Source organism: Alicyclobacillus fodiniaquatilis (assembly GCF_042678105.1).
GTDB lineage: Bacteria > Bacillota > Bacilli > Alicyclobacillales > Alicyclobacillaceae > Alicyclobacillus > Alicyclobacillus fodiniaquatilis.
The window spans coordinates 66,340-80,379 of the sequence record NZ_JBHUCX010000024.1; the positions used below are offsets into that span (position 1 = coordinate 66,340).

At 48.4% G+C, this 14,040-nt stretch carries 14 protein-coding genes, 2 tRNA genes, 1 pseudogene and 1 riboswitch; of the genes and pseudogenes, 13 read left to right on the top strand and 4 right to left on the bottom strand.

Annotated features, from left to right (window positions below; all coding sequences use genetic code 11):
• Positions 1-84: 84 nt before the first annotated feature.
• The gene (locus ACFSB2_RS09625; RefSeq protein WP_377942823.1) at positions 85-279 is read right to left on the bottom strand and encodes a hypothetical protein; all 195 of its coding nucleotides are present in this window, start codon (positions 277-279) and stop codon (positions 85-87) included.
• 316 nt (positions 280-595) lie between these two features.
• On the opposite strand from ACFSB2_RS09625, the gene ACFSB2_RS09630 reads away from it, so the two are divergent.
• The 11 genes and pseudogenes from ACFSB2_RS09630 to ACFSB2_RS09680 all read left to right on the top strand — a co-directional run bounded on the left by ACFSB2_RS09630 (position 596) and on the right by ACFSB2_RS09680 (position 7,647).
• Positions 596-826 carry a hypothetical protein gene (locus tag ACFSB2_RS09630; RefSeq protein ID WP_377942824.1) on the top strand — a complete coding sequence of 77 codons (231 nt, stop codon included), beginning with the start codon at positions 596-598 and terminating at the stop codon, positions 824-826.
• The gene (locus ACFSB2_RS09635; RefSeq protein WP_377942825.1) at positions 823-2,403 is read left to right on the top strand and encodes a recombinase family protein; all 1,581 of its coding nucleotides are present in this window, start codon (positions 823-825) and stop codon (positions 2,401-2,403) included. The genes ACFSB2_RS09630 and ACFSB2_RS09635 overlap by 4 nt, the downstream gene beginning before the upstream one ends.
• Positions 2,391-2,477 (top strand): annotated as a pseudogene (locus ACFSB2_RS09640) (helix-turn-helix domain-containing protein); the annotation flags it as partial. The gene ACFSB2_RS09635 and the pseudogene ACFSB2_RS09640, both read left to right, overlap by 13 nt.
• A gap of 333 nt (positions 2,478-2,810) precedes the next feature.
• Positions 2,811-3,536 (top strand): ThuA domain-containing protein, encoded by a 726-nt coding sequence (locus ACFSB2_RS09645; protein WP_377942826.1) that lies wholly within the window; start codon positions 2,811-2,813, stop codon positions 3,534-3,536.
• A 605-nt stretch (positions 3,537-4,141) separates the two neighbouring features.
• A complete protein-coding gene (locus ACFSB2_RS09650) occupies positions 4,142-4,792 on the top strand; it encodes a FusB/FusC family EF-G-binding protein (protein ID WP_377942827.1) in 651 nt (216 codons plus the stop codon).
• A gap of 109 nt (positions 4,793-4,901) precedes the next feature.
• Positions 4,902-5,342, top strand: a complete 441-nt coding sequence (locus tag ACFSB2_RS09655; protein WP_377942828.1) for a MarR family winged helix-turn-helix transcriptional regulator — start codon at positions 4,902-4,904, stop codon at positions 5,340-5,342.
• Positions 5,343-5,371: 29 nt separating this feature from the next.
• Complete coding sequence (gene murI / locus ACFSB2_RS09660; RefSeq protein ID WP_377942829.1) at positions 5,372-6,223, top strand: glutamate racemase; 852 nt, start codon at positions 5,372-5,374, stop codon at positions 6,221-6,223.
• An 88-nt stretch (positions 6,224-6,311) separates the two neighbouring features.
• Complete coding sequence (gene rdgB / locus ACFSB2_RS09665) at positions 6,312-6,905, top strand: RdgB/HAM1 family non-canonical purine NTP pyrophosphatase (RefSeq protein ID WP_377942830.1); 594 nt, start codon at positions 6,312-6,314, stop codon at positions 6,903-6,905.
• Positions 6,902-7,432 (top strand): YfcE family phosphodiesterase, encoded by a 531-nt coding sequence (locus ACFSB2_RS09670; protein ID WP_377942831.1) that lies wholly within the window; start codon positions 6,902-6,904, stop codon positions 7,430-7,432. The genes rdgB and ACFSB2_RS09670 overlap by 4 nt, the downstream gene beginning before the upstream one ends.
• 61 nt (positions 7,433-7,493) lie before the next feature.
• A tRNA-Gly gene (locus tag ACFSB2_RS09675) sits at positions 7,494-7,567 on the top strand.
• Between the two features lie 3 nt (positions 7,568-7,570).
• Positions 7,571-7,647, top strand: a tRNA-Arg gene (locus tag ACFSB2_RS09680).
• A gap of 665 nt (positions 7,648-8,312) precedes the next feature.
• On the opposite strand, the gene ACFSB2_RS09685 is transcribed toward ACFSB2_RS09680, so the two are convergent.
• The 3 genes from ACFSB2_RS09685 to ACFSB2_RS09695 all read right to left on the bottom strand — a co-directional run bounded on the left by ACFSB2_RS09685 (position 8,313) and on the right by ACFSB2_RS09695 (position 9,801).
• Positions 8,313-8,450 carry a hypothetical protein gene (locus ACFSB2_RS09685; protein WP_377942832.1) on the bottom strand — a complete coding sequence of 46 codons (138 nt, stop codon included), beginning with the start codon at positions 8,448-8,450 and terminating at the stop codon, positions 8,313-8,315.
• 366 nt (positions 8,451-8,816) lie between these two features.
• Complete coding sequence (locus tag ACFSB2_RS09690; protein ID WP_377942833.1) at positions 8,817-9,245, bottom strand: hypothetical protein; 429 nt, start codon at positions 9,243-9,245, stop codon at positions 8,817-8,819.
• A 358-nt stretch (positions 9,246-9,603) separates the two neighbouring features.
• Positions 9,604-9,801 (bottom strand): hypothetical protein, encoded by a 198-nt coding sequence (locus ACFSB2_RS09695; protein WP_377942834.1) that lies wholly within the window; start codon positions 9,799-9,801, stop codon positions 9,604-9,606.
• 310 nt (positions 9,802-10,111) lie between these two features.
• A riboswitch (cyclic di-AMP (ydaO/yuaA leader) is annotated at positions 10,112-10,238 on the top strand.
• Between the two features lie 77 nt (positions 10,239-10,315).
• Here ACFSB2_RS09695 and ACFSB2_RS09700 point away from each other — a divergent pair.
• The gene (locus tag ACFSB2_RS09700) at positions 10,316-12,223 is read left to right on the top strand and encodes an APC family permease (protein WP_377942835.1); all 1,908 of its coding nucleotides are present in this window, start codon (positions 10,316-10,318) and stop codon (positions 12,221-12,223) included.
• A gap of 476 nt (positions 12,224-12,699) precedes the next feature.
• A complete protein-coding gene (gene tig / locus ACFSB2_RS09705) occupies positions 12,700-13,992 on the top strand; it encodes a trigger factor (protein WP_377942836.1) in 1,293 nt (430 codons plus the stop codon).
• Positions 13,993-14,040 lie beyond the last annotated feature (48 nt).

Sequence of the window (14,040 nt, forward strand, 5' to 3'; positions counted from 1 at the left end):
GCAGGCATGAGAACGTCGAAGACAGGCCCGATGTGGCGGCCTGTCTTCGTGTTGTGATGGGTAGTTGTTCCTCTTCGGAGAGTGTCAGTCGCGGGGATCGAGTGGGTCAACGTCAGGCACCTTAAACTCCTTCATAACCCCTCCATCATCCCCAATTCCGTGTCCACAGCCACAAATGATAGTGCTGCCGACTGCCTCTATGTACATCTTTCCGTATTCCGCGCCATCTTTCCACACTTGCTCATGTCCGCATGATTTGCAAACAACCATAAACGCCATCTACACCATCTCCCGTGCGTTAAAAATACGGGAAGACCATAACTCTTCGGAGTCGCATGGGCAATGCCAAAATACCTTGATTATTCGTGTTCACAGTGTTCCATGAAAGTTGATTATGTCTAAATTGTGACAGGTGGTGCTTTTGGCTCAGTTTTTGTCCTTTGGGGCGACGTTCCAAAGAGGCTCACGTCTACACTTTGACACTTTGCTCAAAGGGAAGTGTTAAAAGGTGGAAACGGTAATATATCCTCAGAAGGCTCGTCATGAAAGGCGGAAAAGCAGTACCGCATACGCTCCCTTGAAGGGAGTGATGGGGATGGCATCAGGCGAAAAAGTAAAGATGGAAGAGAGGCTGACACCCAGTGGCAGTCGCATCGAATACTTTTGCACAGCGGGTGGCCCGTCACTGAAGGAACTGATGGAGCCTATTTATCGTCTCGCTACTGATTCTATGCTTGCAAAATTCTCTCAGAACCCTACTGCACCAACGTCTTCTGGCGACACAAACATGCTATCATCTCTATCAAAGGATGGTGATAGTAAATGAGAGCCGCTATCTATGTTCGTGTGAGTACCGATCATGCCGAACAGAAACTCAGTCCCGAAAACCAAATCGCAACCTGCCAAGAATATGCGGCAGACCTTGGCCTAGAAGTAATTGACCCCACGTTAATTTACAACGATGCGGGCATCAGCGGCACTGAAATGCTGAATCGCCCCGAAGTGCAACGACTTGTCGCAGATGCGCGACTGGGCCGATTTGACGCTGTGTTGTTTACGGCAATTAGTCGTTTTGCACGTGATTTGTCCGATGCACTTGCGTTGAAAAAACGCTTGGAAACGGTGTATGGCATTCGCATCATTTCGGTCGAAGAAGGCTACGACACGGCAATTGAGGGACGGAACTCCGAAATGGTTTTCACCGTTCATGCGATGCTGGCTGCACACAAGTCGGAAGAAATGTCTAAGGCGATCCGGCGCGGTTTGCGCCAAAGTGCCAAGAAAGGCCGTCACATTGGCAATGTGACTCCGTATGGCTATCTAAAAGGGCCAGACAAGCACCTGATACCTAACCCAGAGACACAAGGCATCGTTAGTGACATCTACGACATGTACCTGTCTGGATTGGGTTCACGGTCAATTGCAACGAAATTAAATCAGCGGGGCATCCCTGCGGCGCGGGGCGGGACGTGGCAAAACAGCACGATCAACGCCATTCTCCGAAACCCCGTATATAAAGGAAGCATTGTAGCGTCAAAATGGCGCAATGATGTTGACATCACTCTAAGTCGAATCATGGATCGCAAAATCAAGCGGTGGCAGACGCGAGATGAGGATGACTGGGTGATGGTTGATGATGCGCACCCGCCGATCATCGACAAGGAAAGATGGGAAGCTGTTCAAGCAATGCTATCCACCAAAGAGCGACACAAGGCGATGAAGCGCACAACAGGCAACATGCTGGCAGGACTGATGCGATGCGCTGAGTGTGGTGGTGCGATGTGTGTTCGGAGCGGCAAAGCGAATCGAAATGGTCAGCCTTACAAATATGTCGCTTGTTTGGCTGTCGGCAGAGTTTCAAAAGACGCTTGTTGCAACCACCGCAAGCACAAATACTATGAGATTCTTCAAGCAGTTATTGACCCGTTGCGCAGAATGGCGATGTCCCCGGAGCTACAAGCTGAAATGGCGGAGCGGTTTGTCGGGAGAGTAGAAGGTGCGGACTGGGATAGTCGGGAGCAGGAAGTCAGTAAAGCACTCGAAAAGAACAAAAAGCGGCAACTAAAACTCGTTCAGATGATGACGGATGATGACGACTCCCTAGACTCGGAGGTACTTGCACAGCACTACGCTGATTTGCGGGCAGAGCAAGAACGTCTGACAATGCAATTAAGTGAAGTCGCCGCTGCACGCGAACAACAAGCGGAGCTAGTGAACCGCACAAAGGAAATCGCTGAAATCGTGTCCATCTTCGATCACCTTGATGAATACGAACCAATCATGGTTAGGACGGCACTTTCAACGCTCATTGGCGGCATCAAGTTCTATGCAGACGGAAGGGTGCAGGTTGAATATACGTGGAACCCTGATTCATATACCCCAGTGTCCGATTATCTAACGTGATGAAGAAGTTGAATGTGAAAGGTCGCTCGCAAGCGGTTGTCGAATTGGTTCGTCTTGGCGAATTAGCGATTTAAAATTGAACACCCCTACCGACCGTAGGGGTGTTCCGCGTGTGTATGGGACGTATTTTCTTTACATATGTCTTTGCAAAAAATTTCTCTTGAAATCGCTTTCTAAAGGGGGGATACTTAAACTTAAACCACCATGCGTGCTGTGTTCTGTGCCAAACACTATCATGATGAAGTAGTTGGGATACATATGCAACTGATTTGGTGAAAACATTGTTTTCATAGCAAAGCATGCGCATAGCTGTGGTATAACTAATAGTGTAAGGCGTTTCACGCGATGGTGATTTGCATAAGTAAATGAGCGCATAGTTATGATCAAATGCTGGGGAGATGACGTGATTGAGTACAGCAACACGTGTTACGGTGTGGAATGAATATCGACACGAGAAACTGCATGCAGAAATTAAAGAAGTGTACCCGGAAGGAATCCATCAGGCGATTGCTAAACCGCTGGCAGACAAGGGGTTTGCAGTTCGCACGGCGACGCTGGACGAGCCAAGCCACGGGTTGACGGACGATGTTCTCGAATCTACCGATGTACTGATCTGGTGGGGGCATATGGCGCATCATGAAGTCGATGACGCCATTGTTGAAAAGGTGGTCGCACGTGTATGGGATGGTATGGGGCTGATTGTGCTTCACTCCGGACACTTTTCCAAAGTCTTTAAGCGCTTGATGGGCACTTCTTGCGATTTGAAGTGGCGTGAAGCGAATGATAGCGAACGGTTATGGGTAGTAGATCCGGGCCACCCGATTGCCAGTGGACTGGGAGAGTACATCGAGTTGGCAAACGAAGAAATGTACGGCGAGCATTTTGACATTCCGACACCTGATGAAATCGTATTCGTGTCGTGGTTTACCGGTGGAGAAGTGTTCCGTAGCGGATGTACGTACCATCGTGGCCGTGGTCGCGTCTTTTACTTCCGTCCTGGTCATGAATCGTTCCCGACATATCATCAGGCGGATATTCAGAAAGTCATTGCCAATGCGGTCAACTGGGCAAGTCCCAATCATGGTCCAAAACCCGTTTATGGCAACGCAAAGCCTTTGGAAGGCGTGAAATAATCAGCGTCTTGCGCGATGGTTGAGCTTTAGTTCACATCAACAACCGTAGTTCGGCCGATCCGCTATTCAGCGTGATCGGCCGACTTTGCGTTTTCTCGGTTGGAACGTTGGCGATTTCGTAGCGTGAGTGCAGGGGGTGTTTTTTGTACGCATGATTGTCTGTGTGGATAGAGCAACAGCCTTCTAAGCTGTGGGTCGAGGGTTCGAGCCCCCCTGGGATATCAGTCATAGCAAGGGTTTTCGGGATCCTCGAACCCCTCTTTCATGCCTGTAGGGGATTGACTTTAGGGCATCAACATGCAATGCTAGGTCTATCATCAACCCTCGCACATTTTAGGAGGTATCCATTGAGAATGGCGTCCATCGTCTGCTGCTTATGACCGCTTCAACATCACAAAGGGAATCGTATGTCCTTTTCGCGGATCTTGCAGATTGTACGCGTTCTTTTTGGTATCTCCAAAGCTGTTCAAATGTGCTTCACTCCTAAATGCGTAGTATCTTTTTCGAATGATACTTCAATTTGGCTTCTTGAACATGCATTGGAGTACCCAACGACGATTGGCGTGATCGTGACGATCTCGCCCGCCTACCGGGAGGTACTTCAAATGGAACAATTTATTCGTCCATATCAATTTAATATTGTGAAAAATGAACTTGCTAGATTGCTGCAGGTTGTATATTTTGTCGGGGACTATCGCGTATATGCGACGACAAAGCTGATGGTTGTTGATAAAATTATGTCGCTTTTCCCTGATATTTCATCTGATCAGGCGTCTTTGTTCAAAGGAATAGAAGATATCAAAGGACAGAAGGAACTGAACGCTTGCTTAGACCATCTCAAACCGTATGTGATTCCGTTTCCGCGATTGACGTTGGATGAAGTGAAGAAACTTTTTAAAAAAGATAAGCGGTTTTCTCCGCCTGACTTGGGGCAAATCGAGTGGACGCATTTAATCTACCTCGGCTGGCGTGATGTCAAGACGCATTCCATTTACTTTGTCTATCCGTATCTTGGCGAAATGGTTGGCGTCAAATCTAAGTATCTGGCATGCGACGACACGAAGCAGGGCACGTGCAGCCTCTGCCATGGGGCGCTCAAAGGCAGCGAAGTCGGTTTGCTTGTGGCGCGCACGCGATCAGCGGCATACAAGTCCGTCGGCAACTACATGTGCTTAGACAGTAATGCGTGCAACCAACGGTTAAAGGCTGTTGAGCCGCTTGAGTCTTTTTTGACAAAGGTGATGTCTACTCGATAATACAGCATGTTTCAGTTAAACATTCAGACAAAGCGAACGACGTCAATTGACCTCGCATTTTGTCGAATGGTACTATTTATGTTATTCGGATCTAAACGAGGTGCGCAATTTGTCACATGGCTACGCACAGTATGTTATGGAGATCGAACAATACTTACGTTCTGTCGCAACAGTCATCCGCCGCAAGGGGCGGATGCTCCTTGGGGATTACGGAATTACGCCGCCACAGTTTGATGCGCTGGTGATTTTGGAGCGTGATGGGGAACTGACCATCGGCGAGTTGAGTGGTAAGCTGTATTTGGCATACAGCACGACGACTGACTTGGTGGATCGACTGGAAAAGGCCGAGTATGTCACCCGTCATCGCTGTTTAGAGGATAGGCGTGTGGTTCGTGTTCGGCTGCAACCGCATGGCGCTGAATTGATTGAAGCGGTGTTGCGCGCGCGGCGGGCTTATCTGGACAGTGTACTGGCTGCAGTGGACGAACCTACGCGAAAAAACATTTTGGATTCACTTGAGCTGCTTCATTTGAATATGTCTAATCAGTAAAACGGGCAGAGCGGCAAGGAGCGTTACCGGTGAAAAATGGGGAACAACCTATCGGTGTATTTGATTCTGGGGTAGGCGGTCTAACGGTAGCGCGAGCGATTCAGACAAAGTTGCCGTACGAGTCTGTGGTCTATTTTGGCGACAGGGCAAGATGTCCCTATGGGGATCTGTCCACAGAAGATGTGACGCGCTATGCTGTTGAAATTGCACAATTTCTCTTGGAACAGCGCGTTAAATGCATTGTCGTCGCATGCAACACAGCTACAGCGGCAGCTTTACCGACGCTGCAAAGGATGTTTTCCGTGCCTGTTCTCGGCGTCATCAAGCCGGGGGCGCACGCGGCGGTTACGGCGTCCCAATCCGGGAAAATCGGCGTGATCGGCACGAGCGTGACCATTGGCAGTCACGCGTATCAGACGGCGATTCGGGAACTGGCGCCAGACATTGAGGTTTACGAACACGCTTGTCCAGCTTTTGTGCCGCTGGTCGAACAAGGGCTTTTTGACGGCGCGGTTGTGGAGCATACGGTTCGCACATCGCTGGAAGTGTTTAAAAGCACCGAGATTGATACACTGGTTTTGGGATGCACACATTACCCCTTGCTTGCCGGGGTCATTCGTCGTGCGATGGGACCTGCGGTGTCGGTGATTTCTTCGGCCGATGCGACGGCTTCCGCTGTGGAGTCGATGCTGGCGGCGCGGGAGATGCAAAATCGCTCCTTGGCGATGCCAACGCATACGTATTTCACAACAGGAGACGGCAGCAAAATGCGGTTGGCTTTGGCAAACTGGTTTTCAGCATCTGTCAAGGCGGAGGCTGTGACACAAGTCACATTACCTCTGTCATCCCGCCAGCAGATTCAACGTGTCATCGTGCAATAGCTCATCTTGAATTTCTTGCACCAGTAGCTTTACGTGATTTGGCTGATGAAAACAGCCTATCTGAAAGAGAAGGGGGCGTGTGCTGCATATGCCCAAAGTCGTGATTGCAACGCACAATCGGCACAAAGCAGAAGAATTTCGTCATTTACTCCAAGTTCCAGATCTCGACTTGGACTTCTTGCCGGATGAAATTGCCGAATCTCCCGAAACAGGTGTCACGTTTGTGGCCAATGCTGAGCAAAAGGCGCTTTTTTATTCAAAACTGCTGCCGGATCTCGTCCTTGCGGATGACTCGGGAGTGCGCGTCCCTTTGTTGAACGGCGAGCCTGGTGTATATTCGGCCCGCTATGCTGGGCGGCATGGGGATGATAAAGCAAACAATGACAAGTTAATTGCGCGGTTGCACGAATGTGGTGTAAAAAGCGCAGTGGCAGAGTTTGTCTGCGCGTTGTCTCTGTGCTGTCGCGGAGAAGTGCTCCTCACTGTCGAAGGGGTCGTCCAAGGAACCATAAAAGACACTGTGCATGGACAAGCTGGCTTTGGTTATGATCCACTGTTTGTCCCAGAAGGCAGCACTTTGACATTTGGTGAAATGACGCCTGCGGAAAAAGCAGCATATTCACATCGTGCAAGGGCAGTCCATCGTCTCGTTGAGGGCTGGAAAGGAATTGTTTCGCTTTGAAACTGTGTATTGTCAGTGATACGCACCTGTTGCAGCATGAACTTCATGCTGCGGCGCTTTTGTCCCCTGATGTGGATTTGTTTTTGCATGCTGGTGATGAGACTGTTGATGCGATTTGGTTGGCGAAGCAGGTGGATGTGCCTGTTCAGGGTGTGGCAGGCAACTGTGATGTCCCTACATCAACCTACCCAATAGAACGGGTGGTTGATGCTGGGGTACGGATCTATCTCACGCATGGCCATCGTCTAGGCGTCAATTCTTCGTTGGATGCGCTTGCCGCCCGCGCTCGGGAAATAGGCGCAACGATTGCGGTATATGGTCATACACATATTGCAATGGTGAAGGAAGTAGACGGTGTGCTGCTCATCAATCCTGGGAGTTTGTCCGCATCACGAGGCGGGTTTAAAGTGTGTACTTATGCAGTGTTAACCGTGGATGTGCAAGCAGGAAAAGTTGTCTGTAAGGTCGATCATCAGACCACCGATGGAAGAACGCTCTCTAGCTTCGTTACTTCCATTACAAAATGAACGATATATACAGTCTTGATATTCGGCGAACTTTCGTCTACACTGTCAAATGTGGTTGAATGCGGGTGTAGTTCAATGGTAGAACTTCAGCCTTCCAAGCTGATAGCGTGGGTTCGATTCCCATCACCCGCTCCATTTGTCTCAGTAGCTCAGTTGGATAGAGCAACAGCCTTCTAAGCTGTGGGTCGGGGGTTCGAGCCCCTCCTGGGACGCCAAGAGAGATACCCATCGTATCAAGCTTCTCGGTACTTTTCGAGGAGCTCTTTTCTTTGTTTATTTGAAGAAGTGCCATCACTGCTTGGCAATGATTACTTGGAGATGGTATCTGTACAGTAATGACGGCGCTAAATCCAACTCAATACCCTCACCATGAAGGTGAGGGCGCATTTTTATTTAGTATCCGCCGCCTGCTCACGCACAGCTGGTAGCTGCACCATAACCGCCTGCATAAGGCACGAGCAAAATGAAGAGCACGAAGATGATCAAGAACACAACTGCCCATTGCGTATATCCTCCAAACGCTCCCATGAAAATGCCCTCCTCTCGATATGTCATGGATGTAACATATGGAGACCCGATCAATCCTGAGACGGCTATTGTCTCTAAGTTCCAATATGTTATCTTGATATATAATTTTTATATTTATTCCATTTATTGATTCGAATTGGATTGAGGATCGCGCCACATTTTAGGACTTGCAATTGATCGAGTTGACGCGTGGGGATAATCGATTCCAATGCGAAAAGTGATGCACCTGGTTACCAAACTTACTGCGCAGATTGGTATTCCCGGGCGCATTCCTCTGGCATCCAGACTTGTTTACATCCTTTACACGTCAAAAAAACTCAGCCCTCACCTGGGTAGTGAGGGCCTATTTTAATTAGTATCCGACTCCACCTGCACAGCTACAGCTGGTAGCTGCACCATAACCAACAGCTGGCACAAGCAAGAAGAACAGCACGAAAATGATCAAGAACACGATTGCCCAGCGTGTGTATCCACCAAGTAGTCCATCCATGAAAACGCCCTCCCCTCGTATATCCTCAACGTAAGATATGAAGGCGCGATCAATCCTGAGACGGCTAATGCCCTGATGATGACATCCTTGGGTACTCATGCTGAAAGAGAGGGGCGGGATCGAAATTTTAGGGCGTGTGGCCAGTATTGTATGCCCAATGACTGTGATGGGGGATGTCGTCAGTGGTATCGCTATATCAGCGTTTGGTCGCTGGAGCGGCAATGTTGGATCCGTTTTTTGCAGTGGTGAAATATCAAGGAATTTGCGGAGGTGTCAGCACGTCGAATCATCCACTTCAGAATCGATGGGTTTTGTCCTGGACTGTTTAGATGAGGTATGGAATTGCTCCATACCTCATCTAACGATTTACGACGTGTAAGCTGATGCATTGAAACTTTCAGGACCTACACGAATGGTACCCAGCAGGTTTGAGGATATAAATGCGGTATACGGCTGGTTGGCAACGTGAGGTACATTGAAATCCGAACCGCTGAAAGCAATATCTTGCGGCGCCAAGACGGATAGATCAAATGTGGAACTCTGCGAGAATACGACTGGATCAGTTGACAATGTTCCACGGACAACTGTGATGGTGATGGCGACGAGCGCAAGAGGGAGTTGTACCGCAATGACTCCTGAAAATTGTACGTCAATTGTGCTGTCTGTTGGCGCATTGTACAGATTCAACCCGACTTGACCGAATAGTTGTGGTGTATCAATTACAAGGATAGGGACGGCGATAGAACCCGCAGTGCTGGCGTTTTGGGAGGTACGAGCATCAAGTAAAGCGGTCATCTGTTTTCACCTCTTTTTATTTGATGCCACATCTTATGTGGATTTCAAAAGGCTTGTACGGGCATGTACACCAGTGCAAAGGTGGAATTTAAACAGCGACCGCTCAGTAGTGATTCGGAAAAATGAACTGAATGGATAAGTGCAAGCAGAATAAAAGCGGCATGCTTTTTGCAGACCGCCATGCGTGATGCGTCCTGCACAAGCAGAATCATGAAAATGCCAGTCAATCAAGGCATTGCGGATGGCACGGCACCAAAGTGCCGATCTTATTCTCACGATTGGAGTGACGTATATAGGAGGTGAAGCAGGGTAGAGGTAAATGTGCAAGCGTAAAAAAGAAAGAAGCCAATTCCCTACATCAGGAAATTGACTTCTTTCCGAACTTGCGGTTGGTTTCGACTCGTGAGTTTGGTTCAGTGATTGTCTTCCACAGCTTGCGGAAAAAGTTGTTTGTGTTTGCCGGTTTCACAATCCCAAAACCACGGCGATTGTTTGCGGCCAATTCTAGCCGAGCTTGGTATACGAATTGCATTGCTTTCGTATCGAATGGTTGCATGGTACAGCACCTCTTTCTTCTTGTTGACTACAGTATATGGCTGTGCAACCAACAGCGGTTGGGAGTGAAACGCTTGCAATGTGAACTTTTCTCCGTGTAAATCGCTTGCATTGTGAACATCAATTTTGTAACCGTTACCAAAAACGAGTATCTTGTAGTCGTTTTTTGCGAAACACCCTCAACCACCTATCTTAAATTCATTCCCACACGACGCTAGGTTCGATCACGCTCCAAATGCGCTAAGTAAATGAAGGTCGCAAAAACCGTCCATGTTGATATCCTCTACAACGGGAGTAAAATATCTATGTTGATTTGATATACGCCTAATCCCGCTATGGGAGCGGAGGAACCACGTATTATGGGGTGAATCCAAATGGACGGGTGATACTGCCACCCGAACCCGTCAGCTAACTTCGTCGGCGTTGCAGGAGGGGTGCTTCCTATGCATTTTTATGTATAACAAAAACCTAGAGACGAATAATCAAGAAGGAGTTAATGGAGGTTATAGATAAAAATGACAAAAGACATCCCCTGGGTGCACCCCGTGCTCATTAGTTTGGCTGTTGTCGCCGTGATGTTTGCATTATTCAATTTTGGAAACGTAAAGCGACTCTTGATTGGCAGACCATTGCGAACCAGAGAATTGAACCAATCGCATATGAAGTTGTTTTGGGGAATTGCGTTGCCCATTCTTGCCGCCGATTTGTACTCGTCCGTCGCGTACGGTCCTGAGGCTGGCATTACGGAATTAAGCAAGCTTGGGCCTGGTGTGAAATGGATGATTGTGCCCATCACGGCTTCGACCGTTCTGTTGTTGGTCATTCTCATCACGTCTTATATCATGGGTGTCATTGCCTATCCGAGTGGCGGTGGCGCCTATGCTATCGCAAAGGATAACTTTAAGGGCAAATGGGTTGGCTTGATTGCTGCAAGCGCGCTGCTCATCGACTATGTTTTAACCGTAGCAGTGTCGGTTTCATCTGGCATTCAGACGATGGCATCGTCGTACCCAGCTTTAGCTCCGCATGAAACATCTCTTTCGGTGCTCTGTGTACTGATTATACTTTTTGTCAATCTGCGTGGCGTGAGCGAATCTGCAAAAATCTTTTCCGCGCCAACCATCTTCTTTATGGTATGCATGTTGTTTTTGGTCGGAACGGGTTTTGCGAATGAATTGAAGCATGGGTTTGTACAAACACACACGCCCACGTGGGGAACGATCCCTCAAGGGCTGACGCTGTTGCTTCTCCTAAAGGCATTCAGTTCGGCCTGTTCGTCGTTGACAGGTATAGAAACGATTTCGAATGCTGTTCCCATTTTCCGCGAATCAAAATCAGGCGCCATAAAAGCCTACGTGTCTTTAGGGATTGTGACGTCAGTCACACTGCTTGGTTATTCATACAGTTTATACGTACAGGGTGTCTCTGTCAGTCAGAATAACACCATGCTTTCGCAACTGCTTTTGATATACTTCGGACACGGCATTATCTATCAAGTCATCATATGGGCCACGTTCCTTGTTTTAATCTTGGCCGCAAACTCCACATTTACAGGTTTTCCACAGCTTTCAGCGCTCGTTGCGGCCGACGGTTTTCTGCCACGGGCATTGGTCATACGAGGAGACAGACTAGGCTACTCGAATGGCATGATTGTGCTGGCTGCATTGTCCATCCTTTTAGTAGAGGTTTTTAGCGCTCAGACAAACGCCCTGATTCCCTTGTACTCTATTGGCGTATTTCTTGCATTTACGATTGCTCAACTCGGCCTTACACGGCGTTGGACGAAGGTCAAGGGGCGCGGTTGGAAAGTGAAGGCGGTTATCAATCTGATCGGCGCGATCGTAACCGCGGTGGTATCCGTCGTGGTTGCTGTGACAAAGTTTACAAGCGGAGCGTGGATCGTTCTTGTCATTCTGCCGATTTTGGTCTTTCTGGCGATGCGAATTCGCAAGCACTACAACGACGTGGCAGATGCCCTTCGAATTGATATCGAACATTCACCGCCGTTGAAGCATCGCGTCATTTCGATTGTACTTGTGTCAAGTGTCCACCAGATTGTTCGACAAACGGTATCTTTTGCCTTGAGTACGACAACCGATGTGGTAGCGCTATATATCGGATTTGATGATGAGTCTATTGAACTGATGGAAAAGAAGTGGGCGGAGTGGGGAGCGCCATGTCGCCTAGTCACTGTGAAGAGCGAGTATCGCTCGCTGCTTATCCCGCTGTCTCGCTTTATCAAGAGACTGGAGAATTATGAAAACGGGAAACCTGATCATATCCAACTGTTGATCGGTCAATTCATCCCTAAAAAATGGTGGCACCAAATTCTGCATAATCAGTCGTCGTTACTGATACGGGCGTGGATGTTGAGACACCGTGAAGTCGTTGTAAGCACATTGCCTTTTCAATTGCCCAAGTAATCAATTGCCTGTATTGCAGATGGCGCGACGCCAGGAAACTCGGCTTTGGAGATATCAGTATAGACATGCATCTGCATCTTATCGCTTGGGAACGATACGGGCACAAAGACTGAATACGGTTGACAAAAGATGATAAGTAATGGATAATCAAAAATCGCAAACCCCTATAAAACCGGGGGATTTACGCCAATTGGGTTACTCTTGCCACGTGGCTTTATCGGCCTTCTAAAGTGAGCTGTGGGTCAGGGGTTTGAGCCCCTTCTGGGACGCCACGCTGGCAATTTCGTGAGCATCCCACGCTGGGATGCTCACTTCGCAGATTGGGCATCAGCTTGCGATACATAGGCTCGCGCTGTGGGGCGGGGTCTGCTTTATATCAGTCCTCATGAGCCGGGCTATATAAGGATATTGTTGGCGATTTGAAGATTGTGGTTTGCTTATGCGCAGATCATTGACTGTTAGGAGGACGTTTTTTCATGACAGCAAAGTGGGAGAAGACAGAGGTCAACGTTGGCGTATTGGAAGTAGAGGTCGCAAGTGACCGATTTGCCAACGCATTGAACGATGCTTTCAAAAAGGTGAGTAAAAATGTAAATATTCCAGGGTTCCGCAAAGGCAAAGTACCGCGCCGGATTTTTGAAGCGAAGTTTGGTGTGGAAGCACTGTACCAAGACGCGGTTGATTTGCTTTTGCCACAAGCTTATCAAGAAGCTGTGGAGGAAGCTGGAATTGAACCGGTGGATCGTCCAAGTGTGGATGTCGTTCAGCTAGAACAAGGAAAGCCGTTCATTTTTAAAGCGACTGTCACGGTGAAACCGGAAGTGACATTGGGCGAGTACAAGGGTATCGAAATTCAAGATAAGTCATTCGATGTCACCGATGAGACCATCGACCAAGAAATTGAGCAGGTGCTCAAAAGCCATGCTGAAATCGAAGTTGTGGAAGATGGCGCCATTGAAAACGGGGACACAGTGAGCATTGATTTCCGCGGAACTGTGGATGATGAACCGTTTGAAGGCGGAGAAGCTGAAAACTTCCAATTGGAAATCGGATCTGGCACGTTCATCGGCGGCTTCGAAGATCAGTTGATTGGTCTGAAAACAGGAGAATCGCGCGATATCGAAGTGACTTTCCCAGAGGATTACCACGTAAAGTCATTGCAAGATAAAGCGGCTAAGTTCCATGTCGTGTTGCACGATATCAAGCGGAAAGTGCTCCGTGAATTGGACGATGAGTTCGTGCAGGAAATTAGCGATTTCGAGACCGTGGATGAATACAAAGCTGATTTGAAAAAACGCCTGGAAGAACGTGCCGAGCAGGATCACAAGCGGTTTATTGAAGACGAAGTGGTCTCAAAGGTCACGGAAAATGCTACCATTGACGTGCCGAGCGTAATGGTGGAGCATGAAATTGATCATCAGCTCAATTCTTTCTCACAACAGTTACAGATGCAGCAGATTCCGTTTGACGCTTATCTTGAGTTTACCGGCACAAGCATGGAGGAAATGCGCAATCAGTTCCGTGAGGCGGCAGAAAAGAGCGTTCGGACAAGTTTGGTGCTTGAAGCCATCACAGAGGCTGAAGGCGTGACTGTGAACGACGATGACCTGAATGCAGAACTTGAAAAAGTGGCTGCCAACACAGGTCTGGAGTTGGATAAAGTTCGTGAGCTGATGGGCGTTCGCGACCCGAATTTAGAGTCGTTCAAGCATGATTTGGCAACGCGTAAAACGATTGAATTGCTCGTACAAAATAGCAAACTGGCTTAAAAAGCGGTACACTGTAAAAACCGAATGATGTGTGTGACAAGACAAGGT